The following is a 23,373-nucleotide window of genomic DNA, read 5'->3' as shown; positions in this document are numbered from 1 at the left end:
GGAGTTTTCACGGATGACCGCGCATCTTCGCCTGCTGATCCTCGGGGTCGCCGCCTCCGCCGTGCTGGCCGCCTGCGACCGCCGCGAAGCCGCCACCACCGCCCCGCCCGCCCCCGGCGATCAGACGACGGCGACCGCGCCGGCCGACGCCCAGGCGCCGATGACCTATGAGAGCAAGAACCAGTTCGCCTCGGTCAAGCTGACCCTGCCCGAACCGATCAAGGCCCAGCCCGACCTGCACAAGGCGACCTACGCCCAGGCGACGCGCGACCTGCGACAGTTCGTGGAGGGCGCCCAGGCCGACCGCACAGAGGCCGGCGGCGATCAGGGCCTGCCGCCCTACGAGAAACAGATCGACTATTTCGCCGGCGCCGAGACCAGCCGGCTGTTCAGCCTGCAACGCCGCGACTTCGACTTCACCGGCGGGGCCCACCCCAACACGCTGTATTCCGCCGCGCTGTGGGACAAGACGACCAAGCGCATGGTGACGCCGGCCGAGCTGTTCGCGCGCGGGGCGGACCTGTCGCCGCTGGACCGCGCGCTATGCGCGGCGATCAACACGGCCAAGAAGGCCCGCGATCCGTCGGCAGAGCCCCTGACCCTGGGCGGCAAGGACTGGGCCTGCCCACGGGCGTCGGCCACGCCCTTCGTGCTGACGCCCGGCACCACGGCAGGCAAGGCTGGCGGGCTGACCTTTCTGATCGGCCCCTACCAAGTCGGCCCCTACGCCGAGGGCGCCTATCAGATCGCCATCCCGCAGAGCGCCTTCGCCCAGCTGATCGCTGGCGACTACGCAGGCGAGTTCGCCGGCCAGCCGATGCGGACCGGCGACGTCACCCCGCGTCAGAGCTAGTCCGCCAGAAAGGCGTCCAGCAGCTGAGCGAACCGCTCCGGCTGGTCGGCCATGATGAAATGGCGGCTGTCATCCACGCGGATCAGTCGGACATTGGGCAGCGCCGCGTATTCACGCGACCATAGCGCATCGGCCATGGCCGAGGGCGCGCCGCCGTCCGCGTCTGCGGCGTAAAGGGCGGTGACGGGCGTGGTCATGACCGAAAGCTGAGGTCGGGCGTCGGTCGTCATGACCTCGCGCATGGCCGCAGCCATGGCGCGGCGGTCAGATGTCATGGACCAGTCCACCATGGCCTCGCGTGTAGCGGGATCGCGGCTGAGCCCCTGCGCCGTGCCACCCTGCCCCGCGCGAAAGGCGCCCTCGTCGGTGGTCAGGATGGCGCGCGCGGCCTGGTCGGCGAACGGGCGCGCCGTCTCGGCCGTGGCCTGGGGGCCATACAGGGCCGAGAAGAACGGCAGGCTGTCCACGCTCATCAGCCGCCCGACGTCGCCCGGATGGGCCTGGGCCAGCTTCAGCCCGATCAGAGCGCCCATCGAATGACCCACCACCGCCGGCGCAGAGAGGCTCTGTAACCGGATATAGCGATCCAGTTCGGCCACGACCGGGTCGACGAACGGACCGTCGCCGTGCGTCCACGGTTCGCCCGCAAATCCGGCCAGCTGCACCAGATGAACCCGATGCGTGGCCTTGAGCCGCTCGGCGGTGGCGCGCCAGACCTCGCGAGACGAGGCGAAGCCGGGGATCAGGATCAGGTCCGGCCCCTGCCCCAGAACCTCGACCGACAGCCGGTCGGAGGTGAAAGGCGCGGCCCGCACGACGCTGGGGGCCTCGGCCCAGGCCTGCACCCCGACCATCAGACTGGGCGTGCAGACGGCCAGGCCGATCAGGGCCGCCTTCCAGCGCGACGGCCTGGCGGTCGATTGGGCGCGCGTCTTCACGCGCCCGCAGATGAGGGCGTTGAACATTGTCGGCTCCTTTGGAAAAGTGGCCCGCGCCTCAGGCGTGGGGATTGTCGAAGATATCCTCCACCGCCTGCTCGAACAGGGCGGCGATACGGTAGGCGAGGTCGAGAGAGGGGTCGTGCTTCTCGGTCTCCAGGGCGTTCACCGCCTGGCGCGAGACCCCGAGCCTTTCGCCCAGATCGGCCTGGGTCCAGCCGCGTTCGGTGCGCAGCAGCTTGAGCCGGTTCCTCATGCCCTGGAGCTCTGGACGAAGGGCGCGACGCAGCCGAACGCGCCCCAAAACAGCGGATAGACCAGCCATGAGGGCAGATGCGGCGCGCCCGCGAAGGTCTCGCCAAAGCCCCACAGGGTCGCTCCGGCCAGGGCGATGCCCGTGGCGATGATGAACTGTCTGGCGGTCATGGCGCGCACATATTCGTCGCTGTCGCGGATCAGCGCCAGGGTCGCCCAGATCTGCCCGATGACGGGCGCCGAGACCACGATCGCCAAAAGCCAACCGGCAGGCTTGCCGATGAGCTCATCGAAAGCCCCGCCCATCGCTGCAACGCAGATCAGCATATAGGGGACCATGAAGGCCATGGTGCGGATGACGTAGCGCTTGTGCGCCGCCGTGCCTTCTTTCCAAGCTCTGATCAATGTCGCCTCCCTGAATGTAAGGCTAGCCTGACAGGCGCGTTATGTAATGTCAACCTGACTTTTTATCAGGGTGCCCTGACATTGGTTCGAGGGGCGCGCGCGGCTATGATCGATGATGCACGCCGCTTCGCCGCCGACCCCATCCAGGCTCCTGACGCCTGAAACCGCTCGTGATTTCATCCTGGCCAACACCCGGCTTCAGCCGGTTTCGCATGCGCCGGAAATCTCGCTTTGGCTGGCGGACGAGGTGACGCCGCTGTGGCGTCTGACCGAAGAGGAACTGGGCGCGATGGGATTGCCGCCGCCATTCTGGGCCTTCGCCTGGGCCGGCGGTCAGGCGATCGCCCGCTGGCTGCTGGACAATCCAGAAGCGGTGCGCGGACGCAGCGTCGTCGACTTCGCCAGCGGGTCCGGCCTGGTGGGGGTGGCGGCGATGAAGTCGGGCGCGACGTCCGTCCTGTGCGCCGACATCGACCCCTTTTGCCGCGCGGCCGTGGCGCTGAACGCCGAGGCCAACGGGGTGTCGCTGGCGTTCACCGACGCTGACCTGCTGGACGCGCCGCCGCCCAAGGCGGACCTGATCCTGGCCGGCGACGTCTGCTACGAAAAGCCGATGACTGAGCGGGTTCTGACCTGGCTTCGCCAGGCGCGAGCGGTCGGCTCCGAGGTGCTGATCGGCGATCCCGGGCGCAGCTACTTTCCGCGTGAGGGTCTGGAGTTTCTGGCCGAATACACGGTCCCGACTACACGCGAGCTGGAGGATCAGGAGGTCAAGCGCAGCCGGGTGTGGCGGATGCCTTAGAGCGCCAGCATTCCGCCCAATGCGGCGCCCATCAGAGCTGCGGCCACGCCGCCTCCTATCACCAGGAACCAGCGCGGCATTACGGCCGCTTCGGCCTGCACCGCCACCTCAGCGTCATTGGCGGGCCGGGAATCAAACCGAGTGGCCGAGGGCGCGCGCCAGGCGGCGGTCTCACGAACGACGTAGCGGCGGGGGCTAAGGCTCAGTTCTTCCATCCTGCCTGAACGACGAAGGCGCCGCGGCGTTCCGGCGCATTCAAGCGGCGGCGTTCAGAACCGCGTCCTCCAGGCCGGCGACAAACAGATATTCGACGTTCCTCAACCGTCCGACCGAACCGACCTTTCGGCCTTTGGGGTCGTGAATGCCGATGCGCGCGCCAACGTAGCGCGGCCGGTCGATCTCGATCACCTGAACCGGCCCGCGCGAGGACAGCATTTCGATCAACTGGTCGCGGCCCAGATAGCCTTCGTCGTTGAAGCTCACGATCAGCTGCGGCGCCTCCAAGGCGTCGATCACCGATTGCAAGGCCGGGCCGATGCCGGGCCGGCTGTTGAAGGCGCTCTTTCGCGTGCGGCAGTCGATCCGCTTGTTGGCCACGCCATAGGTCTCGGGCCGGTCCCACAGGGTCAGGGTCTCCCAGACATGATAGTTCCCCAGATAGGAATGCTGGTTGTAGGGAGGGTCCAGATAGACCAGATCGGCCTCGATCGTCGGCGCGATCTGGACCGCATCGGCGCGGGTGGCGCGCCCGACGCCCGGCGTCAGGTCGGGCAGACGCAGCGTCAGCGGCTTCATCGCCCGAGCCGCCCACGCCTTCATATAGGCCATCTGGACGCCGGCGGTGGAATCGACCCGGTCGGCCGCCTCCATCAGGCTGGTCAGGGCGATGGCCTCCAGTTCCGGCTCGAGCGACAGGGCTGCGATCCGCTCGCGCACGCCCTCGATGCGCGCGCCGTTGTCCGGGTGGAAATAGCGCGCCTGGCGGCAGCAGGCCTCGGTGAACCAGCCGTCCATCGCCGGCGCAGCGGCCAGTTCCGCGATCAGCCGCTCGGCCTTGTCCTGCCAGACCACGGCGTCAGCCTGGACGTAGCAGGTCGCCAGAATGTGCGCATAGGCCGTCAGGTCGTTGGACCAAACCGTATGGCCCTCGCGCTTCAGCGCCTGACCCACGCGGGCGGTGCCCGAAAAAAGGTCGCACACTCGCCCGCCGCCGGGCAGGGCCGCCCGGACGGCCCCCGTCAACTGGCCCAGGAGGGCGCGCTTGGAGCCGATGTATTTGATCATCGCGCCGCTAAGCTATCAGACAAATCGAGTCGAAGGGGCAGGCTTCAGCGAGGCGCGGTCAGGCTCACGCCGCCTTCTTCTTGGCGGCCGGCTTCTTCCCGGCGGATGTCTTGGCGGTAGGCTTCTTGGCCGGCGCTTTCTTGGCCGGAGCCTTCTTGGCTCCCGTCGACGCCGTCCCCTTAAGGCTGGCCCTGAGCGCCGCCATCAGGTCGATGACATTGGTGTCGTCGGGCTCGGAAGCCTCGACCACGCCCTTGCCGCCCTCCTGCTTGGCCTTGATCATTTCGCGCAGCGCGTCGTCGTAGCCGTCCTTGAAGGTGGTCGGATCGAAGTCCGCCTCCTTCTGGCCGATGATGCGCGCGGCGATCTCGACCATGTCCTTGTCGGCCTTCACGTTTGGAATGTCGTCGAAATAGTCCTCGGGCTGGCGCACCTCGTCGTGAGCGCGCAGCGTATAGGCGACCAATCCCTTGCCGTGGACCTCCAGCGCCAGCTGACGCTCCTTGCCGCGTAGGACCAGACAGCCCAGGGCCACCTTGCCGGCGGTCTTCATCGCCTCGCGGATGACCGCGAAGGCCTCCGCCCCCACGCCCTTTTCCGGCACCACATAGAAGGGGCTGTCCCAGTACAGGCGGTCGATGTCCGCCTCGTCGACGAAGGTGTCGATGGAGATTGTCTTGGTGCTCTCCAGCCGGACCTTGTCAAAATCGGCGTCGTCGAACAGGACGTACTCGTCCTTGGACACCTCATAACCCTTGACCAGATCCGACCGCTCGATCGGACCCGTGTCGGGATCGGTCGGCACCATGCGGATGCGGTTGTTGGTCTCTGGATTGATCAGGTGGAAGCGGACATCGTTGGTCGAGGTCGTCGCGGTGTAGAGAGCGACCGGACAGGTCACCAGCGACAGCTTCAAATGTCCGCTCCAGGTCGGCCGCGCAGCCATGACGTCGTCTCCATGCGAATCGGCGGAGTCAACGCGGGCGCGGCCGATCTGTTCAGAGCGTCAGTCGACCCTGCGCGTATTGTCGTTGGAGTTGCGGTCGATCCACTTGTTGTAGGGGTCCACGCCGGCGAAGCTGGGTTTCTGGGCGGTGATGAAGCGGAAGGTCTGCACGCCCGTGCGCACCGGCCGCCGTTCGAACGCCAGGACGCTGTCGCGGGTGAAGTCCTTCTTGCCCGGCTCGGCCGAGAAGAGGCCGATATCGATGATTTCGTTCAAGGGGCTTTCCGTCTCCTCCCCCTTGCCGTCGGCATACAGCTTGCGCGCCTCGACCGTCACCGCGACGTCCCAGCGGCCATCGGCGCGGCGCGTGGCGGTCGCGGCGGTGGTCTTGAGATCATACAGGGTGATCTTCTCGAACAGATCGGTGATCAGGTCCTGCTTGTCGGCGGGCGCCTCGGCGCGGATGGCCTGGATCAGGTCAAGCGAACGCGGGTAAGGCGCGCTCTTGAACGCATACTGATCCAGCACGCGGCGCAGGGCGCGGTTCACCGCCTCCTCGCCGATCTGATCGCGCAGCAGGTACATGACCATGCCGCCCTTCTGATAGTGGATGTACTGCTGGTTCTCGACCCGCATCAGGGGCAGTTCCTCCAGCCGCTCCATCGCCCGGGCGCGCAGGAAGTTGTCCAGCTCGTACTTCAGGAAGCGACGGATCTGATCCGGGCCGTAGATCTTCTCCATCACCATCAGCGCCGAATACTGCGCCAGGCTTTCCGACAGCAGGGTCGAGCCCTGCTGGTCCGAGCCGACGACCTGGTGCGCCCACCACTGGTGACCCAGTTCGTGGGCGGTGATGTAGGTCACGTAGTCGATCTTCTCAGGGTCCGAGAAGTCGGCGATGAACCCCAGCCCTTCGGAATAGGGCATGGTGTTCGCATAGGCCTGGGCGAAGCTGGCGTAGGCCGGGAACTCGATGATCCGCGCCTGGCGGAATTGGTAAGGACTGAAGTTGGCCTGGAAATAGTCCAGCCCCTTCTCCAGCGCGTCCAGCATGCGCGGCACGTTCTGCTCGTGGCCGGGGTGATGGTAGACGGCCAGATCGACGCCGGCATGCTCGCGACGGGTGACGTCGTAGCGCGCCGACTGCACCGACAGGAAGTTAAGGATCGGCGCTTCGGTCACGAACCGCGCTGTGCGGCGGCCCTCCGCGGTCTGGTCCGACACCTTGTAGCCCGGCGCGATCGGCGTCTGGTCGGCCACGGTCGAGACGGTGATGTCCGCCCGGATCCAGTCGGCGCCGATGTAGTTGTGCTGACGCGCCGCCTCGTCCTCCAGCTTGGCCATGCGCAACTCTGCGGGCAGGCCGTGCTTGCGGCGCTTGGCGCGATCCGACAGCAGGCCGTTGCGGTCCATGCCGATGATCGGCGTGAAGACACGGCTGTTCACGAAAGTGCCGTTGTCCACGATCGAGGTCATGTTGCCGCGCACCTTGAAGCCCTTCTGCGCCAGCACCGTTTCGAACTGTACGGTTCGCCGCTCGCCGGGCTGCATCGGCTGGGCGAAACGGTAGATGCGGTAGTCGAAGCGATCCCACTGACGCTCCAGCGACGCGCCCTCGACCTCCAGGACCGGCACTTCCAGATCGTCGCTGGTCCAGCGCAGATGGATCGCGTTCAGCGGTCGGTCGGTGCGGTTTTCGATCACATAGCTGCCGCGCGTGACCATGCGGGGATCGTGCGGAAAGATGTCGATGGCCAAGGTGACCTGGTCGATCGACGGCTGGGGCAGGCTTTCGAAGCCCAGCAACGTCTTTTCATAGTCCGCCTGCATACGCTCGAACTGGGTGCGGCTGCGGTATTCGTTCCACACGTTCGTGTTGATGAAGATGAAGACGCCCAGGCCGGCGAAGACGACCAGCGCCAGGCCTCCGATCGCGCCGGCCGGTCCCGCCAGACGGCGCGGCAGACGCTTCAGGCGGGGTTTCAGCCGCACCTCGGTCCCACGACGCCACAGGCCGTAGGCGATGACCATCAGCACCACCGCAAAGGCGGTCCAATAGGCGTTCACCCAGCTGGCGTAGCCGGCGAACCTGCCCTGCCCGTTCATGTCCGACAGCGGCACGGCGATGCCCGAACCATAGCGGTACAGCAGGTGATCGAAACCGAGATTGCCCAGGACGATGGTCGAGATCATGTAGACGACCATGATCGCCCAGCCGACGAACTTGTTGGGCGACAGGGCCTGAACGAAGATCGCCAGCACCGCCAGCAGGGTATAATTCAGCGCCTCCGGCGCGACGTACCAAAGCAGGTATTTGTCGATCTCGTAGTCGAAATAGCCCTTGTAGGTCTGCACGGCCATGCCGGCCGCGGCGCCCGCGATCAGGGTCGAGATCAGCACCAGCGCCAGGGCCAGAACCTTGGGCACGAAGAAGGTCCAGTCGGCGGCGGCCGAGGAATCCACGATCTCGTGCACGCGCCGCTCGCGGTCACGCCAGACCAGCTCGCCCGAATAGTAGATGGCCACGATCATGGCGATCAGGCCGAAGGAGCCCGTCAGGCCTGCGATCACCACGCGCGTCACCAACAGGATCGGCGCGCCATACAGTTCGCCGGTGAACAGCAGAATGATGCTGGCGAAGACGAAGCCCAGAACGATCAGGACCGCATAGGCCGGGCTCTTGAACACCATGGCCATCTCAAGCCGGGTGCGCGACCACAGTTGGGCCAGCGAAGCCTTCATCCCGTGTGTCGGACGCGCCAGCGACGACAGGTCGGCCTGAGCCGGGGGCGCCGCCTCCGCCAGGGCCCGCAGCCGGTCCTGCTTCTTGGCCTTCGACCCGCGAACGGCCGGCCGATAAAGGGCATAGGCGACCGCCAGCGCGACCAGCGCCACGCCGATCCAGATCAGACGGTTGCCCAGCAGCACGCCGGTCAGCGGCGGGTTCAGGCTATTTCGCTCCGCCGCCGTCCAATAGCGGGTGACCAGCTCATAGGCCGATGCGCCGAAAGGCTCGGCCCAGGCCATGACGGTCTCGAACTCGGGCTTGTTGCCCATCACGCCGGTGGCCACGGTGTAGAGGATGAACACCGCCACCACGCCCACGTAGGTCGCCATCATCGAGCGCGTGACGGTCGCGAGCGCGAAGAACAGGGCCGAGCTCAGCAGCACGCCCGGCACACCGAACACGAGATAGGCGTAGGCGTAGTCGCCGGGCCGGATCGGCCCCAGCGTTTCGGGATCGACCCAGGGCATCAGCGTGCCCAGGAAGGTGCCGATCGAGATCGACAGATAGCAGAGCGCGACCGCCGCGAATGCGCCGAAGAAGCGGCCGTACAGATAGTCGAACTTCGACATCCGCGTCGCTTGGACGATAGGCCCAAAGCCCGTCGACACATCGCGGGCCACCACATTGGCGACGATCGCCGTGGTGCCCAGCATGAAGAACATGTTGAACGCGATCTGGGCCAGCGTCAGCGCATAGGGCGCGTTCTTGTGCACATTCCCGCCGGCGCCCAGCGAGACGTTCTCGGACGCGGCAAGCCCGAAGCCGAGCAGCAGGAACAGGATGCCGATGACCCAGAAGGCCGGCTGGCGAAGCTGATAGCGGAACTCGAAGGCCGCGATGCGGGCGAACATGATCTATCGACCTCAGGCGGCGCGGCGCGAGGCCGACAGGGTCGAGAAGTAGACATCTTCCAAGCCGCCCGAGACCGGCTCGAACCCCGGCCCCGGCTTGGCGTCGGACAGGACATGGATCACCGTGCGCCCGGCGAACAGGCGGGTGGAGATGACCTCGTGCTGAACGCGATGTTCGGGCAGATCGGCCTTGTCGATGGTCTTCTTCCACACTCGGCCCTGCATCTGGCCCAGCAGGTCGGACGGCGCGCCTTCCAGACGGATCTTGCCGTCGGCCAGCACCGCCATTCGCGGGCACAGATCGGCCACGTCCTCGACGATGTGGGTCGACAGGATGACCACCACGCTCTCGCCGATCTCGGCCAGCAGGTTCAGGAAGCGGTTGCGCTCTTCCGGGTCGAGACCGGCGGTGGGCTCGTCGACGATGATCAGCCGGGGCTGGCCGATCAGGGCCTGGGCGATGCCGAACCGCTGGCGCATCCCGCCCGAGAAGCCCGCCAGGGCCTTCTTGCGGACGGGCCACAGGTTGACCTGGTTCAACAGGCTCTCGACGGTTGCCTTGCGATCCTTCCCGTCGGCGATGCCCTTCAGCACAGCCATATGGTCCAGCATGTCGTAGGCCGAAACGCGCGGATAGACGCCGAAGTCCTGGGGCAGATAGCCCAGGGTGCGGCGCAGCTCTTCCGGCTGTTTGATCACGTCGATCTCGCCGAACGTCATCTGACCCGAGGTCGGCGTCTGCAGCGTCGCGATCGACCGCATCAGCGTCGATTTGCCCGCGCCGTTCGGTCCCAAAAGGCCGAACATGCCAGTCGGCACCTCCAGGCTTACGTCATCCAGGGCGCGCGTGCCGTTGGGATAGACGTGGACCAGGTTTCGGATCGAAAGCATGAGAGCCCCCACATGCGATTCATGAGCCGCCAGCCTGGGTTCTGACGCCCCTGAGGGTCAAGTTACGCTTCGGACAGATTTTCAGGCGCAAGGAGGATAGGTGTCGAACCGCGCGGTGTATTCGGCCAGGGTTTCGGGAAAGCCCATCGCCTGACGCAGGGCCTCGACGTTCTCGGAATCCTCAAGCGGGGCCAGCGCCCAACGGCCATCCACACAGGTCATCTGGCTGCCATAGCGCTGGAGCCGCCCGTCGTTCATGGCCAGCCGGTCGAACATCAGGGCGTAGCTGGGGCCGTCCACCTCGCCTGTCGCCACCAGCGGCTCCAGCACCGGCACGAAACGTCGCCAGGCCTCGACGTTGGAGTGCTGCACGATCAGGAAGGCGGCGCCGGCGGCCTGGTCGCCCCACTGGCTGCGATAGAACCAACCCTCTTCGGGGACCATGGTCATCAGCTCGACCATCAACTGGTCGTCCATCGCCTTGATCGGCGCCCACATGGCGCGCATGGCCGGCTGGCGCTGCTCGGGCGGCAGGACGCTGAGATCGATCGGGTTCATGGCGCGACGCCCGACCTGATCCAGCACGCCCATCCGCTCCAGCTTCTCGCGGTCGTCGGCAGGCGGGGGCAGAGCGGACTGGCGCGCCTTCTCGGCCTCGATGGCCTGTCCCACCGGCGCGATAAGGGCGGCCGCTTCAGGACTGATTGACGGCGTCGGGGCCGCCTGCATGGGAGAGAAAACAATCGCCAGGGCGACAATCCAGCCGATCAACATCACATCTCCTGCGACGACGCGCCGTCGAACGGTCAAGCCATGGGCGCGTTGTCCATATTGGAGGAACAACCTTGAAGCGCAAATCGGCCGAGGCCCATGACATCGTCATCGTCGGCGGCGGCGCCGGCGGGCTGGAGCTGGCGGCGCGGCTGGGGCGCAAGCTGGGGCGGCGTGAGGGGCGCCGGCGCGTGACCCTGATCGACCGCTCGGTCTTTCACCTGTGGAAGCCCAGCCTGCACGAGGTCGCCGCCGGATCGCTGGATTCGCATCAGGAGGGGCTGTCCTATCCGCTGCTGAGCCGACGTAATCATTTCCGCTTCGTGCTAGGCGACCTCACCGGATTGGACGCCGAGGCGCGCACGGTCACCCTGGCCGCCATCTACGACGACGACGGCGAGGTGCTGGTCCCGCCGCGCACACTAGGGTTCCAGACCCTGGTGCTGGCCACCGGCTCGGGCTCAAACCTGTTCGATACGCCCGGCGCGGCCGAGCACGCCCACCTGCTGGAAGACGTCGCCGACGCCGAGGCCTTTCATCGCCGGCTGACCACCGCCCTCCTGGCGGCGTCGGTGTCTGAGGAGCGCGTGCTGCGCATCGCCATCGTGGGCGCCGGGGCCACGGGGGTCGAGCTGTCCACCGAACTGCTGGAAGGCCACGGAGAACTGGTCGCCGGCCTGTCGGGCGATCAGACCTTCCAGATGAAGGTCACCATCGTCGAGGCCGCGCCGCGCATCCTGGGGGGGCTACCGGAAAAGGTCGCCGCCAAGGCCGCCCGCGCCCTGACCGAGCGCGGCATAGACCTGATGACAAACGCGGAGGTTCAGCGCGTCACCGCGCAGGGTCTGGAAACCTCCCAAGGCCCCGTCCCCGCCGATCTCGTCGTCTGGGCGGCCGGAGTGAAGGCGGCGGACTTCAACGCCGAGCTTGGACTTGACACCGGCAAGCTGAACCAGTTCGTCACCGACGATCGCCTGCGCACCTCGGCGCCGCACATTTATGCACTTGGTGACTGCGCCCAGACGCCCAGGCCCGGCGGCCAGCCCGTGCCCGCCCGAGCCCAGGCCGCGAGCCAGCAGGCGCAATATCTCAGCCGCGCCTTGCTCGATCCCCGCTTCGACAAGCCCTTCGTCTATCGCGACCGAGGATCGCTGGTGTCGCTGGGCGATGACCAGGGCGTCGGCTCGCTGATGGGTGGGCTGGGCGGCTCCAACTTCCTGATCGAGGGCCTATTGGCCAAATGGGCCTATATGGCCCTGCACCTGGACCACCACCGCTCGATCCTGGGCGCGCCCCGGACGGCGCTGCTGGCTCTGTCGCGCCTGCTGCACCGCCGCGTCTCGGGGCGGCTGAAGCTGCACTAATAGATCAGGTGCGGCCGCCGCGTCTCTTCCCACGCCCGTTCGTCAGGCAGGGTCAGGGCGTCGAGGTCGCCCGGCGTGGCCTCGTTGTCATCGACCCACTCGCGCAGACCCGGCCCGCCGTTGATGGTGTCGATCGGCAGGCGGCCGAAGGCGTATTCGTAGGGGAAGTCGCGCCACAGGTCATAGTCGCCGTACAGCCGCCGGATCGCCTTGAACCCCAGCGCCTGCACCCGCCACGGCTTGAAGGCCTGGTGGTCATACCAGGGTCCCTCGACGTGGATCTGCACGCCCGAGCACAGCTGGCCGACGTGTTTGTGGAAGGTCGGCTGGAACCACATGTCGCGCAACACGCAGCCGCCCAGCCAGTCGGGCGCCAGCCTCTGCATCTCGGCGATGACCGCCCGCGCATCGATGTCGGGCGCTCCGAACAGCTCCAGCGGCCGGGTCGTGCCTCGCCCCTCCGACAGGGTCGCGCCCTCCAGCATCACCGTGCCGGCATAGGCGCGCGCCATGCTCAGGTTCGGCGCGTTCGGGCTGGGATTGACCCATTCCCGCCGGCCCAGCGGCCAGCCGAAGCCGGGCCCAGCCTCTGGGTCATAGCCCTGCATCTCGATGACGCGGTAATCCACGTCCAGGCCGAAGTGGTCGATGAACCAGCGGCCGAGCTCGCCCATCGTCAGGCCGTGGCGCATCGGCATCGGCCCGGCGCCGACGAAGCTCTCGTATCCGGGCTTAAGCGTCAGCCCCTCGACGGGCCGCCCGGCCGGGTTGGGCCGGTCCAGCACCCATACCGCCTTGCCGTGTTTCGCCGCCGCCTCCAGCACGTAAAGCAGCGTCGTCACATAGGTGTAGATGCGGCACCCCAGGTCCTGCAGATCGACCAGCAGGATGTCGAACTCGCCCATCCACTCGTCGCGCGGGCGGCGCACCTCGCCATACAGGCTGAACACCGGAAAGCCGTGCTCCGGATCGCGGTAGTCCGGGCTCTCCATCATATTGTCCTGCAGGTCGCCCTTCATTCCATGCTGCGGGCCGAAGGCGGCGGTCAGCGTGATCTCGGGACAGGCCGCCAGCGCATCCACCGCATGGGTCAGGTCCGCCGTGACCGAGGCCGGATGCGCCAGCAACGCCACGCGCCGGCCGGCCAGCGGCGCCCGCAGCGCCGGATCGGACAACAGACGATCGAGGCCGAACTTCATGGCAGCTCCAGCGCGAAGGACTCAGGATGGTGGAAGTCCGGCTTATCCGACGGATGGGCCAGCGCCCAATAGCTGATCGCCCCGTCCCACCGCTCGATCACCGCGCACAGGCCGATCGGCCCCGTCGCATCCGGCGGCAGTTGCACATCCGCCGTCAGGACGACCTGTCCCGGCGCCTGACGCATGACGATGAACGGCGCCGGCGCCTCGACCGTCCGCATCCCGTCCCGATAGCCGTCGAATTCATAGATCGCCCACGCCCCCGACGGCGACAGGTTCGCCTCGACATAGCCCGCGCCCGCGCCCACGAACGCCTCGAAACAGGTCGTGCGCCACAGCCCGTCGGAGTGAACCCTCGCCGCGCCCTCAGGCCAGCGCACCATCTCCACCGGCCCGCCCAGCGCATACTCCAGGCTCAACACCCGCCCTGCCCGACGCACCTCGACCTCCAGAGTCAGTCCGCCGACGTCGGCCGTGGTCGGATGCGGGATCAGGGGCAGGCGCATGGGATGTAGGTATCGGATGGGCGGGCCCGTGCAAGGTGAGTGGGCAAGTCGCAAATGGGCAACGACGTCTAAGTCTGCTTTCGACCCGTAGCGGACATTCGCGGCTAAGCAGGAACCTCGCCCCACGACACCGTCGGCACCCCCCAGAGGTCGAGGCACATCGCCTTCGCGGTCTCCAAGTCCTGCTCCCAATAGTCCCACTCCGGGTAGGCACTGTCCTCGCGTTCAAACGCCAAGCAGGCCACTCCGCCGTCATCAACCTCTAAAACGGTCTTGGCGAAGCCCTTGTCGTTCTTGCTTGAGACGAACCTCTTCATTCGGAAACGATAGCTGTGGGAAGGTCGGCTATCCACCCCTAGCGGTCATTCCGCAGGGCTCCTTCCAGAAGCAGCACGATCCCGAAGCTCAGGGACCACTCTGCTCGAAAACGCTCAGCCGCCGGTCTGCCGGTCAGATGTCCTGAACGATCTTTTCGATGCGGGCGGCGACGGCGTTCAGGGCCTCGGCGACGCCGTCGGATGAGGCTGAGGCGGGGGCGGCCGGGGACGGGCCGTTCTGGGCCTTGCCGCGCGCCTCGTGCAGTTCGTCGGCCAGCATCAGGGCGGCCATCAGGAACAGGCGCAGGTCGCCGACCTGGCCGACGTCGCCCGCGACCGAGCGCACATGGGCGTCGAACTGGCGCGCCAGGATGCGCACGCGCTCTTCCTGACCGTCGGCGCAGCCCACCTGATAGGGGCGGCCGTTGATGTCGATGGTGACGGTGGCCATCAGGCGCGCGCCTCCTGATCGTCTTCCTCTAGCACGTCGCGCACGGCCTCGGCGGCGCGGGCCAGGGCGTCGGCGGCCTGACGCCCGGCGGCCTCAAGCTCGGCGATGCGATGGGCGGCGACCGCGTCGGTCACGTCCTTGGGCGCGAACAGGTCGTCGTCGCTGACCGCCGCGCCGGGGACGGGGCGGGCCTTCAGCACGTTGATCTTGCGCTCTAGCGCGCCCAAAGCGCGGTCGATCCGGGCCTTGGCGGCGGTGGTGGCGTCGGCCATCGGTCGCATCCTCCAGATTTCGTATAGAACCCGCCCGCGCCACGGGGTAAAGCGGCGCCGCCCCCTTTTCAACGCCGTCCGAGAGGTCTCGCCCGTGACCGAAGTCGTTTCCGCGCAAGCCAAGCCCACCGTCAAGCAGATGGCCGACGCCATTCGCGTGCTCGCCATGGACGGCGTGGAGCAGGCGAAGTCCGGCCACCCCGGCATGCCAATGGGCATGGCCGACGTGGCCACGGTGCTGTTTTCCAGGTTTCTGAAGTTCGACGCCTCGCGCCCCGACTGGCACGACCGCGACCGCTTCATCCTGTCGGCCGGCCACGGTTCGATGCTGATCTACGCCCTGCTGCACCTGACCGGCTACAAGGATGCGACCAAGGAAGAACTGTCCAACTTCCGTCAGTGGGGCGCCAAGACCGCCGGTCACCCCGAATACGGCCACATGCCGGGCGTCGAGACGACCACCGGTCCGCTGGGTCAGGGCCTGGCCAACGGCGTGGGCTTCGCCATGGCCGAGCGCCATCTGGCGGCGCGCTATGGCGAGGATCTGGTGGATCACCGCACCTGGGTCATCGCCGGCGACGGCTGCCTGATGGAAGGCGTGTCGCAGGAGGCCATCGCCCTGGCCGGCCGCTATCGCCTGAACAAGCTGACGGTGCTGTGGGACGACAACGACATCACCATCGACGGCAAGGTGTCCCTGTCGGACTGCACGGATCAGAAGGGCCGCTTCAAGGCCGCGGGCTGGGCCGTGAAGGCGGTCGACGGCCATGACGTCCACGCCGTGCGCGCCGCCCTGAAGTGGGCGACCCGCCAGGACAAGCCGACCCTGATCGCCTGCAAGACCAAGATCGGCCGCGGCGCCGCCACCATGGAAGGCAGCCACAAGACCCACGGCGCGGCCCTGGGCACCGCCGAGATCGCCGCCACGCGGCTGGGCCTGGCCTGGACCCACGATCCCTTCGAACTGCCCGAGAGCATCGAACAGGCCTGGCGCAAGGTCGGCCGCCGCGGCGCCAAGGCGCGCAAGGTCTGGGAGGCGCGTCTGGAGGCGTCGGACCAGTCCGCCGACTTCACCCGCGCCATGAACGGCGACCTGCCGGCGAACGCCTTTGACGCCCTGGAGGCCGAGCTGAAGGCCCTGGTCGACAGCCGGCCGGCCCAGGCTACGCGCCAGTCGTCGGGCGCCGCGCTGGACACGCTGTTCAACGCCATCCCGGAAATGATCGGCGGTTCGGCGGACCTGACGGGTTCAAACAACACCTTCGTCAAGAACACGCCGATCTTCGACGCCCCGACCTATGAGGGCCGCTACATCAACTGGGGCATCCGCGAACACGGAATGGCCGCCGCGATGAACGGCATGGCCCTGCACGGCGGGGTCATTCCCTACGCCGGCACCTTCATGGTGTTCTCGGACTACAGCCGCCCATCGATCCGCCTGGCCGCCCTGATGGGCGTGCGGGTGGTCCATGTGCTGACCCACGATTCGATCGGCCTGGGCGAGGATGGGCCGACCCACCAGCCGGTCGAGCATCTGGCCGCGCTGCGCGCCATTCCCAATCTGAACGTCTATCGCCCGGCTGACACCGTCGAGGCGCTGGAGTGCTGGCAGATTGCGCTGGAGACCAAGACCACGCCGTCCGCCCTGGCCCTGTCGCGCCAGAAGACGCCGGCCGTGCGTCTGACCGCCTCGGGCGAGAACCTGTCCAGGAAGGGCGCCTATGAGCTGAAGGCGGCGTCGGGCGAGGCGCGCGCCACCCTGTTCGCCACCGGCACCGAGGTCGCCATCGCGCTGAAGGCGGCCGAGGCGCTGGAGACGGCCGGCGTGCCGACCCGCGTGGTCTCGGTTCCTTGCTTCGAACTGTTCGAGCAGCAGGACGCCGCCTACCAGGCCTCGGTCATCGGCCGCGGCACGGTGCGCGTGGCGGTCGAGGCGGCCATCAAACAGGGCTGGGAGCGCTTCATCGGCGAGGATGGCGCCTTCGTCGGCATGACAGGCTTCGGCGCCTCGGCTCCGGCCGAAGTGCTCTATGAAAAGTTCGGCATCACCGCGGAAGCCGTAGCCAAGGCGGTCAAGGACCGGCTGTAGGCTGAAGCGCGGCCCTAGAGCAGCGCAACCCTGCCGTTCTCGACACGATGCGCCACGCCTGTTCGCTGGAACAGGCGGGCGATGACGGCGGCGGGATCTGACGCGCCTTGGTCCAGCAGGCGTTCGACATCCAGGCGCAGTGACGGATCGCGCGAAGTCCGCGTCAGGGCCGACAGCCATTCCTCGCGCGTCAGCACGCCGTCCCGCCGGTTGGCGTCGATCAGCGGCCGAAGAAAGTCGAAATAGTCTCCGCCGCCCCGCTGGGCCTGCGCTCCCTCGGCCGCCATGGCGAAGACGGCCCCGCAGGCGTAATAGGCCCGGTGCTCGCCGCGATCGCCGGCCTCGGCCACCGGCCGCACGGCCAGCCGGGTGCAGTCGTTGACCTCGTTCTGCAGCTCGGCACGGGCGTTGTAGAACGGATCAAGCGCCTTGAGGCCTCGAACGGCCATCAGGTCGGCCCCGCCTTCGGTGATCCAGGCGTCGCGGGCGAACTGATAGCGCACGGCCTGTCCCAGCCAGAAGTGCGCCGCCTCGTGGCCGATGAACCAGCGCGAGCGCACGATGGCCGACGGGTCGACGCGGGTCAGGCCCGACCCCTCGAAGGTCATGACGATCAGCCCGCTCATGACGCTGCCGCCCAGGCTGTTGCGGCCGCTGGAGGGTCCGCGCCAGCTGACCATGACGGTCGGCGTCGCGCCGGGTTTCGGCCCCAGGCGTTGGGCGTAGTAGTCCAGGATGCGCGGCGTGAAGGTTTCCAATTCATCACCGATCCATCCGGGCAGACCCGGATCGACGATGGCGGCGACGCCCCGACTCTCGCTGGCTTCGCCCGCGCCGAATAGGACGTAAGTATCGGCGTTGCGGCCGACCGCCTCGGCGACGCGCTCGCCTCGGAACAGCACCGGCCCGCGCGCGTCGCGAAAGCGCGTCTCGACAGGGCCGGAGCCGGGCGTTGGGACCTCGTTCAGATCGCTGGGCAGGGCCTGCACTTCGTCCAAACGGCTATAGGGGATGACGTCGAAATGGTCGGTGTAAAGCGCCATGGCGCCGGTGGAGAACATCAGCGCCGGGTCGTAGTCCGCCTCCACGTCGGCCGACACAGGAGTCAGCGCCACCCGGACCTGGCGCGGCACGGGACCGCCGCCCTCGGCGGTCAGCACGTCATAGAAACCGACCCGGCTGAGCGTCACGCCCGGCGTGGTCACTCGCCACTGGTCGAGCCGCCACGGCCGCCGGCCCTCGCGCGACAGAGCGGATCGGCGGAAGGCCCAGACGGGCGCTTCGCGATCCAGCTCATAGACCGCCTCGAACCGCCCCTGACTGTCCCGACTGATGCTCGCCACCGTCGGCCGGGCCTGAAGGCCGGCAAACCCCGGCAGCCGGATGTCGGAGACCGGTCCCGCCGGCGCGCAACCCGTCAGGGCGGTCAGGGCAGCGGCCAGAGCCAAGGCGGAAACGGCTAACGGCCAAGTCTTCATGCGTGCATCTCCACGGGCGACGTCCCGGTCCTAAGGCCGGCGCGGGGGCTGGTCACCTTACGCCTTCGTCATGCGCCGGCGGCGTCCAAAGCGCGCGTGGCGGCCGCCAGTTCCGCGGCCATGACAGCCTTGAGCCGGTCAGGCGCGACGATGGCCGCCTGATCTCCCCAGCTGAACAGATGCCAGGCCAGCTCGCGCATGCCGGACGCCCGAAAGCGTACGATAACCGCCCCGTCGGCCTGATCCTCGACCGTCTGGGTCGGGTGCCAGCGCCAGGCCCGCGCCTCGGCCGCGCCCTCGGGCGAGATGCGCAGAACCACGTCCTCGACTTGGTCTTGATAGATGCCGAACGATTGACTGGCGAAGACGCCCAGGTCGAAATCGGCCGGCGGGACGGCCATGCCTTCGCCTGCCTCGACGCCGCTCATTCGGTCCAGGCGGAAGGTCTGGACGCGGCCGCTGTCGCGGTCGGCGGCGACCAGATAGTTGGCCCGCCCGAACATCACCCCGCAGGGCGTCACGCTGCGCCGCCTGGGCTCCGCCCCCGGCCGGGAGTAGACGAACCCCAGCGGCCTTTGCGCCAGCAGGGCGCCGCGGATTTCGGCCAGCATGGCTTCGTCCGCCGAAGGGCGAGGACCGGCCTGAACGGCGATGGTCTCGGCCCGAACCAAGGCCTCCAGATCCGGCGCCATACGGTTCAGAGTGGTGGAGCGCATCGCCGCCCTGACCTTGCGCTCAAGCGCTTCGAGCGCCGCCGCCCGCGCCGGTTCGCCCGAGGCGCGCAGGGACTGGGCCGCCCGGGCCAGCTCGACCATCTCCACCGCCGTCGGCGCCTGTTCGAAGGCGGACAGGCCGCCCCGGATGCGCCATCGCTTGGTCGGCGGGTCCGACATTTCCTCCGTCTGTGGAAACAGGGCCAGGACAGCATCGCGCATCCGCTCGGCCGTCCGCCGGCCCACGCCCATGGCGCGCGCCATTTCGTCGAGCGTCAGCCCCTCGGCGCTGCCGGCGAGGGCCCGCGCCAGTTCGATCACCATGGCCGCCTTGTCGTGTCGCACGACTTCTCCACAGGGCTACGTCCGAAACTGGCGTAATGCTGTCGCATCCTGTCTTCATCGACAAGAGGCAAACCGCTTCAGGAGTTCAGACCATGGCCCGCGCCGCTCTCTCCGACCGCTACCTGATCGTCCCCTGCGACCCCTCGGGCGCTAGAGACTTGGCCGTCATCTGGGACCGCCAGGAAGAGCAGGTGATCGACGTCATCTCCTCGGCCGCCAGCGCGCGCTATGCGGACGAGGACGCGATGTGGGACGAGTTCCACGCGCCCGCCCCCGTCCAGCCCGAATGGCGCATGGCGGCCTGAGATCAGCCCGCGTTCTGGTCGGCCCAGTCGACGATCTGGGCGTTGATGTCCGCCGTCGCGGCTTCGAACGCCTGGACGATGGCCGACACGCGGTTCTCGCTTGCCGGGCGTGAGACCGAGAAGGTCTGCTCCGCGACCACCGACCGATCCTCGCGGCTCAGGATCTGAGCGCGCGCCGTGATGACGGCCGACGGCGCGGCGCCGGGCGCGTCATATCGAGCCTCGAAGGCGCGCATATCGACGTCGAGGCTGCGTTCCGCCGTGGTCAGCTCGCGCGGCCCCACCAGACGAACGCGCTGCGCCCGAGCGGCGAAGGCGTTCTCCAGCGCCTCGGTATAGAGGTCGTCTGCCGGCGAGACCCAACGCGCGCCCTTGATGTAGGCGACCTCGGAGCCCGTCACGCCGACAATGCGGTCGGTGCGAGAGGCCTGGGGCATCTCGATGCGACGCAGCCCCATGGCCACGGGCTGCGCGATCGGCGCCCGGGCCTCGGCCGGCGCCTGGCCGCCGAAGTGGTACATCTGCACCGGATCCGGCGAGGACAGCAGGGCGCAGCCGGACAGGATCGGCAGGGCGGCGGCGGCCGCGATCAGAAGCGAACGGTTCACGGCTGCACCTCGATTTCCTTGGCCGGCGCGCGGCTGATGAAGTCACGGGGGCTGGAGCGGACCTCGTCGACGAGGCCCTCCAGCGAACGGGTGGCGCTTTCCAGCCCCTGAATGGCCTGCATCAGCTGCGGCAGGCCTTGAGAGCCCAGATCGCCCAGCGGACCTTCCAGATTGGTGGCCGTCCGATTAATCGAGGCGATCGCCTGTTGGGCCTGTTCGGTCGCCTGTTCGATATTGGCCACCGCGCGACGGCCGTCGTTTTCGACCAGTTCACGCGCACTGACGCCCAGGCGCTCGTATTCGGCCACGGCGCTGTTGGCGCGGGTCAGAGCCTGCTCCAGCTGCTGGAACATCCCCTTGCGGGCCTCTAGCTCGTTGGACAGCGACTCGACATTCTTCAGGCTGGTCGAGAAGGAGCGGATGTTGTCGTCCGACAGGATGCGGTTGACCCGGTTCAGGGCATCCACGGTCTGAGCCAGCACAGTCCCAGACCCACTCAGCAGTTCGGCGATGGGCGACGGCTGGCTCTGGATCACCGGCACGACATTCTCGGGATACTGGGCCTTCAGCAGCGGGCTCTCGGGCGAGCCGGCGGTGATCTGGATGTAGTTCAGGCCTGTGATGCCCTGCGGCTCCAGCTGGGCGCGCGAGGTCACCCGCACCGGCGTGGTGCCGTTCAGACGCACGCGGGCGATGACTTGGTCGCCCTTGTTGGGATCCAGGTTCAGGTTGGTCACCTCGCCGACGCGAATGCCGTTGAAGTGGACCTCGCCGCCTTCGGACAGACCGCGCACGGGGCCGTAGAAGACGATGTCATAGACATCGTATTCGCTGTTGAACTGCAGCCTGGCCAGCCAGATGCTGAACACCGCAAGGGCGAGCAGCAGGGCGACGGTGGCGATGCCGACGGCGGCGTAGTGGGCGTCTCTTTCCATGTCCCGCTCTCCTCAAGCGGCTGTCTTGGTGGCGGCGCGACCGCGCGGCCCCAGGAAGTATTCCTTGATCCACGGATGGTCGGAACGCTCCAGTTCCTGAACCGTGGCCTTTTCCACCACGTGCTTGTCGGCCAGCACGGCCACCTGGTCACAGATGGCGTATAGGCTGTCGAGGTCGTGGGTGATCATGAAGACCGTCAGGTCCAAATCGTCCGACAGATTGCGGATCAGTTCGTCGAAGGCGGCGGCGCCGATGGGGTCCAGCCCCGCCGTCGGTTCGTCCAGGAACAGCAGTTCTGGGTCGAGAGCCAGGGCGCGCGCCAGGCCGACGCGCTTGCGCATGCCGCCCGACAGTTCGGCGGGTTTCAGGAACGCCGCCTCGGGCTTCAGGCCCACCATGGCGATCTTCATCTCGGCCAATTCGCGAATGTCCGACTTGGACAGGCTGGTGTGCTCCACCAGGGGCGAGGCCACATTGTCCAGCACGCTCAACGAAGAGAACAGGGCGCCCTGCTGGAACAGCACGCCGGTGCGCCGCTCGATTTCGGCGGCCTGATCCTTGGTCATGTCGGCGGTGTCGTGGCCGAACAGGCGGATGGTCCCGCCCTCGGGCTGCTTCAGACCGATGATGGTGTTCAGCAGCACCGTCTTGCCGGTGCCCGATCCGCCCACAACGCCCAGCACCTGACCCCGCTCGACCGTCAGATCCAGGTTCTCGTGGATGGTGCGGTCGCCGAACTGGCTGAGCAGGCCCTCGACCTGGATCAGGGCCTCGCCGTCGCGCCCCGTCACGTCGTAGGAGTCCTTCGCTTCGATGGTCTCCGGCGCCGTCACAGGTTCAGCTCCAGGAAGATCAGGGCGAAGACGGCGTCCAGGAAGATGATGGCGAAGATGGCCTGCACCACGGCCGACGTCACCCGACGGCCCAGGCTCTCGACGTCGCCGGCGACCGACATGCCCTGCCGGCAGCCGATCGCGGCGACCACGATGGCGAAGACGGGGGCCTTGACCATGCCGACCATCAGGTGAGTGCCCATCATCGGGTCTTCGGTGATGCGCTGGATGAAGAAGGCCGGGCCGTAGGCCAGCTGGCTCCAGGTCACCAGCGCCCCGCCGAATAGGCCCGCGAGCATCCCCACGAAGGTCAGCAGCGGGAGCATGACGAGCATGGCGGCCAGGCGCGGGATGACCAGGGCCTGAAACGGATTGACGCCCATCACCTGCATGGCGTCGACCTCCTGGTTCATCCGCATCGAGCCGATCTCTGCGGCGAAGGACGAGGCGGAGCGACCGGCCAGCAGGACCGAGGTGATGACCACGGCGAATTCGCGCAGCACCGAGACGGCGACCAGCTGGACCGTGAACACCGCGGCGCCGAATTGGCTCAGCAGATTGGCTCCCAGGAAAGCGATGACCGCGCCGATGAAGAAGTTGGTCACCGCGATGATCGGAATGGCGTCCAGGCCGGCCCGCTCCGCCTGGCTGAACCAGGCGGGCCAGCGGATGCGGCGCGGGTTCTTGGCGGCCGAGCCGACGGCCGTGATCAGCCGGCCCAGGAAGGCCAGCGACAGCAGCAGCTCTTGGCCGAAATCGTAAACGCCGCGGCCGATCTTGGCGAAGGTGCGCACGAAGGCGTTGGCCTCGCGCGGCGCGGCGATGGCCTCGCGGTCCAGCTTTTCGACCATGGCGTAGATGCGACCCGCCTCGGGCCGGCTGTCGAAGGCGTCATTGGGCAGGCCGCCACGCGAGGCCTTGACCAGTGCGAGGGCGCCGGCGGTGTCGAAACGGTCGAGTTCCGACAGGTCCAATCCCGAGAAGGCGCGGTCGCCCGCATCACGTTCAAGCCGCGCAGGCGTGCGGCCCAGACCCGTCGTGGTCCAGTCGCCGGTCAGGACAAGGCGCGCACCCGATCCGCCGTCCTCCTCGATACGATAATCCGCAGTGGCCATTCGCCCCCCGAGGCTTTCCGAGCCGTTGAACGCAGCTGAGCCGTAATCGTTCACGATC

25 protein-coding genes are annotated in these 23,373 nt (G+C 67.6%); 5 read left to right on the top strand and 20 right to left on the bottom strand.

Features of this window, described 5'->3' with window-relative positions; all coding sequences use genetic code 11:
- The first annotated feature begins 13 nt into the window (after positions 1 to 13).
- Positions 14 to 853, top strand: coding sequence for a PdaC/SigV domain-containing protein (locus ACK4I0_RS08990; protein ID WP_409610107.1), 840 nt, complete (start codon positions 14 to 16; stop codon positions 851 to 853).
- Here the strand turns inward: ACK4I0_RS08990 and ACK4I0_RS08985 are convergent.
- Genes ACK4I0_RS08985 through ACK4I0_RS08975 form a run of 3 tightly spaced genes read right to left on the bottom strand, consistent with a single transcriptional unit; the run spans position 850 to position 2,451 of the window.
- A complete protein-coding gene (locus ACK4I0_RS08985) occupies positions 850 to 1,818 on the bottom strand; it encodes an alpha/beta fold hydrolase (RefSeq protein ID WP_409610105.1) in 969 nt (322 codons plus the stop codon). The two genes, ACK4I0_RS08990 and ACK4I0_RS08985, sit on opposite strands and share 4 nt — an antisense overlap.
- 31 nt (positions 1,819 to 1,849) lie before the next feature.
- Complete coding sequence (locus ACK4I0_RS08980) at positions 1,850 to 2,047, bottom strand: helix-turn-helix transcriptional regulator (protein ID WP_409610103.1); 198 nt, start codon at positions 2,045 to 2,047, stop codon at positions 1,850 to 1,852.
- Positions 2,044 to 2,451, bottom strand: coding sequence for a hypothetical protein (locus tag ACK4I0_RS08975; RefSeq protein WP_409610101.1), 408 nt, complete (start codon positions 2,449 to 2,451; stop codon positions 2,044 to 2,046). Before ACK4I0_RS08975 ends, ACK4I0_RS08980 begins: the two co-directional genes overlap by 4 nt.
- A gap of 115 nt (positions 2,452 to 2,566) precedes the next feature.
- On the opposite strand from ACK4I0_RS08975, the gene ACK4I0_RS08970 reads away from it, so the two are divergent.
- On the top strand, positions 2,567 to 3,253 hold the full coding sequence (locus ACK4I0_RS08970) for a class I SAM-dependent methyltransferase (protein WP_409610168.1): 687 nt from the start codon (positions 2,567 to 2,569) through the stop codon (positions 3,251 to 3,253).
- On the opposite strand, the gene ACK4I0_RS08965 is transcribed toward ACK4I0_RS08970, so the two are convergent.
- From ACK4I0_RS08965 to ACK4I0_RS08940, 6 genes are all read right to left on the bottom strand, one after another.
- Positions 3,250 to 3,468: a hypothetical protein gene (locus tag ACK4I0_RS08965; protein WP_409610099.1), complete on the bottom strand. Its 219-nt coding sequence runs from the start codon at positions 3,466 to 3,468 to the stop codon at positions 3,250 to 3,252. The two genes, ACK4I0_RS08970 and ACK4I0_RS08965, sit on opposite strands and share 4 nt — an antisense overlap.
- Before the next feature lie 40 nt (positions 3,469 to 3,508).
- Positions 3,509 to 4,537, bottom strand: coding sequence for a DNA adenine methylase (locus ACK4I0_RS08960; RefSeq protein WP_409610097.1), 1,029 nt, complete (start codon positions 4,535 to 4,537; stop codon positions 3,509 to 3,511).
- 64 nt (positions 4,538 to 4,601) lie between these two features.
- Positions 4,602 to 5,483, bottom strand: coding sequence for a Ku protein (locus ACK4I0_RS08955; protein WP_409610095.1), 882 nt, complete (start codon positions 5,481 to 5,483; stop codon positions 4,602 to 4,604).
- A gap of 60 nt (positions 5,484 to 5,543) precedes the next feature.
- Positions 5,544 to 9,122, bottom strand: a complete 3,579-nt coding sequence (locus ACK4I0_RS08950; protein WP_409610093.1) for an ABC transporter permease/M1 family aminopeptidase — start codon at positions 9,120 to 9,122, stop codon at positions 5,544 to 5,546.
- Positions 9,123 to 9,134: 12 nt separating this feature from the next.
- Positions 9,135 to 10,013: an ABC transporter ATP-binding protein gene (locus ACK4I0_RS08945; protein WP_409610091.1), complete on the bottom strand. Its 879-nt coding sequence runs from the start codon at positions 10,011 to 10,013 to the stop codon at positions 9,135 to 9,137.
- Between the two features lie 81 nt (positions 10,014 to 10,094).
- Positions 10,095 to 10,787, bottom strand: coding sequence for a DUF6624 domain-containing protein (locus tag ACK4I0_RS08940; protein WP_409610089.1), 693 nt, complete (start codon positions 10,785 to 10,787; stop codon positions 10,095 to 10,097).
- A gap of 71 nt (positions 10,788 to 10,858) precedes the next feature.
- Here ACK4I0_RS08940 and ACK4I0_RS08935 point away from each other — a divergent pair, with 71 nt between their 5' ends.
- Entirely contained in the window at positions 10,859 to 12,148 is a 1,290-nt protein-coding gene (locus ACK4I0_RS08935; RefSeq protein WP_409610087.1) for an NAD(P)/FAD-dependent oxidoreductase, read from the top strand.
- Here the strand turns inward: ACK4I0_RS08935 and ACK4I0_RS08930 are convergent.
- The 5 genes from ACK4I0_RS08930 to ACK4I0_RS08910 all read right to left on the bottom strand — a co-directional run bounded on the left by ACK4I0_RS08930 (position 12,145) and on the right by ACK4I0_RS08910 (position 14,893).
- On the bottom strand, positions 12,145 to 13,347 hold the full coding sequence (locus tag ACK4I0_RS08930) for an exo-beta-N-acetylmuramidase NamZ domain-containing protein (RefSeq protein ID WP_409610085.1): 1,203 nt from the start codon (positions 13,345 to 13,347) through the stop codon (positions 12,145 to 12,147). The genes ACK4I0_RS08935 and ACK4I0_RS08930 overlap by 4 nt on opposite strands.
- Entirely contained in the window at positions 13,344 to 13,853 is a 510-nt protein-coding gene (locus tag ACK4I0_RS08925) for a DOMON-like domain-containing protein (protein ID WP_409610083.1), read from the bottom strand. Before ACK4I0_RS08925 ends, ACK4I0_RS08930 begins: the two co-directional genes overlap by 4 nt.
- Positions 13,854 to 13,957: 104 nt before the next feature.
- Entirely contained in the window at positions 13,958 to 14,170 is a 213-nt protein-coding gene (locus tag ACK4I0_RS08920) for a hypothetical protein (RefSeq protein WP_409610081.1), read from the bottom strand.
- A 133-nt stretch (positions 14,171 to 14,303) separates the two neighbouring features.
- Complete coding sequence (locus tag ACK4I0_RS08915; RefSeq protein WP_409610079.1) at positions 14,304 to 14,621, bottom strand: cell division protein ZapA; 318 nt, start codon at positions 14,619 to 14,621, stop codon at positions 14,304 to 14,306.
- On the bottom strand, positions 14,621 to 14,893 hold the full coding sequence (locus ACK4I0_RS08910; protein WP_409610077.1) for a hypothetical protein: 273 nt from the start codon (positions 14,891 to 14,893) through the stop codon (positions 14,621 to 14,623). The genes ACK4I0_RS08915 and ACK4I0_RS08910 overlap by 1 nt, the downstream gene beginning before the upstream one ends.
- Positions 14,894 to 15,032: 139 nt before the next feature.
- Here ACK4I0_RS08910 and tkt point away from each other — a divergent pair, with 139 nt between their 5' ends.
- Positions 15,033 to 16,982 (top strand): transketolase, encoded by a 1,950-nt coding sequence (tkt, locus tag ACK4I0_RS08905; RefSeq protein WP_409610166.1) that lies wholly within the window; start codon positions 15,033 to 15,035, stop codon positions 16,980 to 16,982.
- A gap of 14 nt (positions 16,983 to 16,996) precedes the next feature.
- Here tkt and ACK4I0_RS08900 read toward each other — a convergent pair whose 3' ends face one another.
- Together ACK4I0_RS08900 and ACK4I0_RS08895 are read right to left on the bottom strand one after the other, a co-directional pair.
- Positions 16,997 to 18,460: a hypothetical protein gene (locus tag ACK4I0_RS08900; RefSeq protein WP_409610075.1), complete on the bottom strand. Its 1,464-nt coding sequence runs from the start codon at positions 18,458 to 18,460 to the stop codon at positions 16,997 to 16,999.
- Between the two features lie 68 nt (positions 18,461 to 18,528).
- Complete coding sequence (locus tag ACK4I0_RS08895; protein WP_409610073.1) at positions 18,529 to 19,518, bottom strand: helix-turn-helix transcriptional regulator; 990 nt, start codon at positions 19,516 to 19,518, stop codon at positions 18,529 to 18,531.
- A 92-nt stretch (positions 19,519 to 19,610) separates the two neighbouring features.
- Between ACK4I0_RS08895 and ACK4I0_RS08890 the strand changes: the two genes are divergently transcribed.
- Positions 19,611 to 19,823 carry a hypothetical protein gene (locus ACK4I0_RS08890; RefSeq protein WP_409610071.1) on the top strand — a complete coding sequence of 71 codons (213 nt, stop codon included), beginning with the start codon at positions 19,611 to 19,613 and terminating at the stop codon, positions 19,821 to 19,823.
- 2 nt (positions 19,824 to 19,825) lie between these two features.
- On the opposite strand, the gene ACK4I0_RS08885 is transcribed toward ACK4I0_RS08890, so the two are convergent.
- From ACK4I0_RS08885 to ACK4I0_RS08870, 4 genes are read right to left on the bottom strand one after another with little or no spacing between them, the layout of a single operon-like run.
- On the bottom strand, positions 19,826 to 20,431 hold the full coding sequence (locus tag ACK4I0_RS08885; RefSeq protein WP_409610069.1) for an ABC-type transport auxiliary lipoprotein family protein: 606 nt from the start codon (positions 20,429 to 20,431) through the stop codon (positions 19,826 to 19,828).
- The gene (locus ACK4I0_RS08880) at positions 20,428 to 21,366 is read right to left on the bottom strand and encodes an MlaD family protein (protein WP_409610067.1); all 939 of its coding nucleotides are present in this window, start codon (positions 21,364 to 21,366) and stop codon (positions 20,428 to 20,430) included. Before ACK4I0_RS08880 ends, ACK4I0_RS08885 begins: the two co-directional genes overlap by 4 nt.
- A gap of 12 nt (positions 21,367 to 21,378) precedes the next feature.
- Positions 21,379 to 22,182: an ABC transporter ATP-binding protein gene (locus ACK4I0_RS08875; RefSeq protein WP_409610164.1), complete on the bottom strand. Its 804-nt coding sequence runs from the start codon at positions 22,180 to 22,182 to the stop codon at positions 21,379 to 21,381.
- A gap of 14 nt (positions 22,183 to 22,196) precedes the next feature.
- A complete protein-coding gene (locus tag ACK4I0_RS08870) occupies positions 22,197 to 23,315 on the bottom strand; it encodes an MlaE family ABC transporter permease (protein WP_409610065.1) in 1,119 nt (372 codons plus the stop codon).
- Positions 23,316 to 23,373 lie beyond the last annotated feature (58 nt).

It is taken from the genome of Brevundimonas sp., from assembly GCF_046295775.1.
Taxonomy (GTDB): domain Bacteria; phylum Pseudomonadota; class Alphaproteobacteria; order Caulobacterales; family Caulobacteraceae; genus Brevundimonas.
Note: the sequence above shows the minus strand (reverse complement) of the source record. Positions and strands in the feature narration are given on the sequence as shown.

What these genes read in the sequence shown, in the direction of transcription:
- ACK4I0_RS08930 (WP_409610085.1), bottom strand. Translation starts at nt 13,347, where the DNA reads ATGAAGTTCGGCCTCGATCGTCTGTTGTCCGATCCGGCGCTGCGGGCG.
- ACK4I0_RS08910 (WP_409610077.1), bottom strand. Translation starts at nt 14,893, where the DNA reads ATGGCCGACGCCACCACCGCCGCCAAGGCCCGGATCGACCGCGCTTTG.
- ACK4I0_RS08915 (WP_409610079.1), bottom strand. Translation starts at nt 14,621, where the DNA reads ATGGCCACCGTCACCATCGACATCAACGGCCGCCCCTATCAGGTGGGC.
- tkt (WP_409610166.1), top strand. Translation starts at nt 15,033, where the DNA reads ATGGCCGACGCCATTCGCGTGCTCGCCATGGACGGCGTGGAGCAGGCG.
- ACK4I0_RS08940 (WP_409610089.1), bottom strand. Translation starts at nt 10,787, where the DNA reads ATGTTGATCGGCTGGATTGTCGCCCTGGCGATTGTTTTCTCTCCCATG.
- ACK4I0_RS08990 (WP_409610107.1), top strand. Translation starts at nt 14, where the DNA reads ATGACCGCGCATCTTCGCCTGCTGATCCTCGGGGTCGCCGCCTCCGCC.
- ACK4I0_RS08890 (WP_409610071.1), top strand. Translation starts at nt 19,611, where the DNA reads ATGGCCCGCGCCGCTCTCTCCGACCGCTACCTGATCGTCCCCTGCGAC.
- ACK4I0_RS08925 (WP_409610083.1), bottom strand. Translation starts at nt 13,853, where the DNA reads ATGCGCCTGCCCCTGATCCCGCATCCGACCACGGCCGACGTCGGCGGA.
- ACK4I0_RS08880 (WP_409610067.1), bottom strand. Translation starts at nt 21,366, where the DNA reads ATGGAAAGAGACGCCCACTACGCCGCCGTCGGCATCGCCACCGTCGCC.
- ACK4I0_RS08870 (WP_409610065.1), bottom strand. Translation starts at nt 23,315, where the DNA reads ATGGCCACTGCGGATTATCGTATCGAGGAGGACGGCGGATCGGGTGCG.
- ACK4I0_RS08980 (WP_409610103.1), bottom strand. Translation starts at nt 2,047, where the DNA reads ATGAGGAACCGGCTCAAGCTGCTGCGCACCGAACGCGGCTGGACCCAG.
- ACK4I0_RS08960 (WP_409610097.1), bottom strand. Translation starts at nt 4,537, where the DNA reads ATGATCAAATACATCGGCTCCAAGCGCGCCCTCCTGGGCCAGTTGACG.
- ACK4I0_RS08985 (WP_409610105.1), bottom strand. Translation starts at nt 1,818, where the DNA reads ATGTTCAACGCCCTCATCTGCGGGCGCGTGAAGACGCGCGCCCAATCG.
- ACK4I0_RS08970 (WP_409610168.1), top strand. Translation starts at nt 2,567, where the DNA reads ATGCACGCCGCTTCGCCGCCGACCCCATCCAGGCTCCTGACGCCTGAA.
- ACK4I0_RS08920 (WP_409610081.1), bottom strand. Translation starts at nt 14,170, where the DNA reads ATGAAGAGGTTCGTCTCAAGCAAGAACGACAAGGGCTTCGCCAAGACC.
- ACK4I0_RS08945 (WP_409610091.1), bottom strand. Translation starts at nt 10,013, where the DNA reads ATGCTTTCGATCCGAAACCTGGTCCACGTCTATCCCAACGGCACGCGC.
- ACK4I0_RS08950 (WP_409610093.1), bottom strand. Translation starts at nt 9,122, where the DNA reads ATGTTCGCCCGCATCGCGGCCTTCGAGTTCCGCTATCAGCTTCGCCAG.
- ACK4I0_RS08955 (WP_409610095.1), bottom strand. Translation starts at nt 5,483, where the DNA reads ATGGCTGCGCGGCCGACCTGGAGCGGACATTTGAAGCTGTCGCTGGTG.
- ACK4I0_RS08900 (WP_409610075.1), bottom strand. Translation starts at nt 18,460, where the DNA reads ATGAAGACTTGGCCGTTAGCCGTTTCCGCCTTGGCTCTGGCCGCTGCC.
- ACK4I0_RS08965 (WP_409610099.1), bottom strand. Translation starts at nt 3,468, where the DNA reads ATGGAAGAACTGAGCCTTAGCCCCCGCCGCTACGTCGTTCGTGAGACC.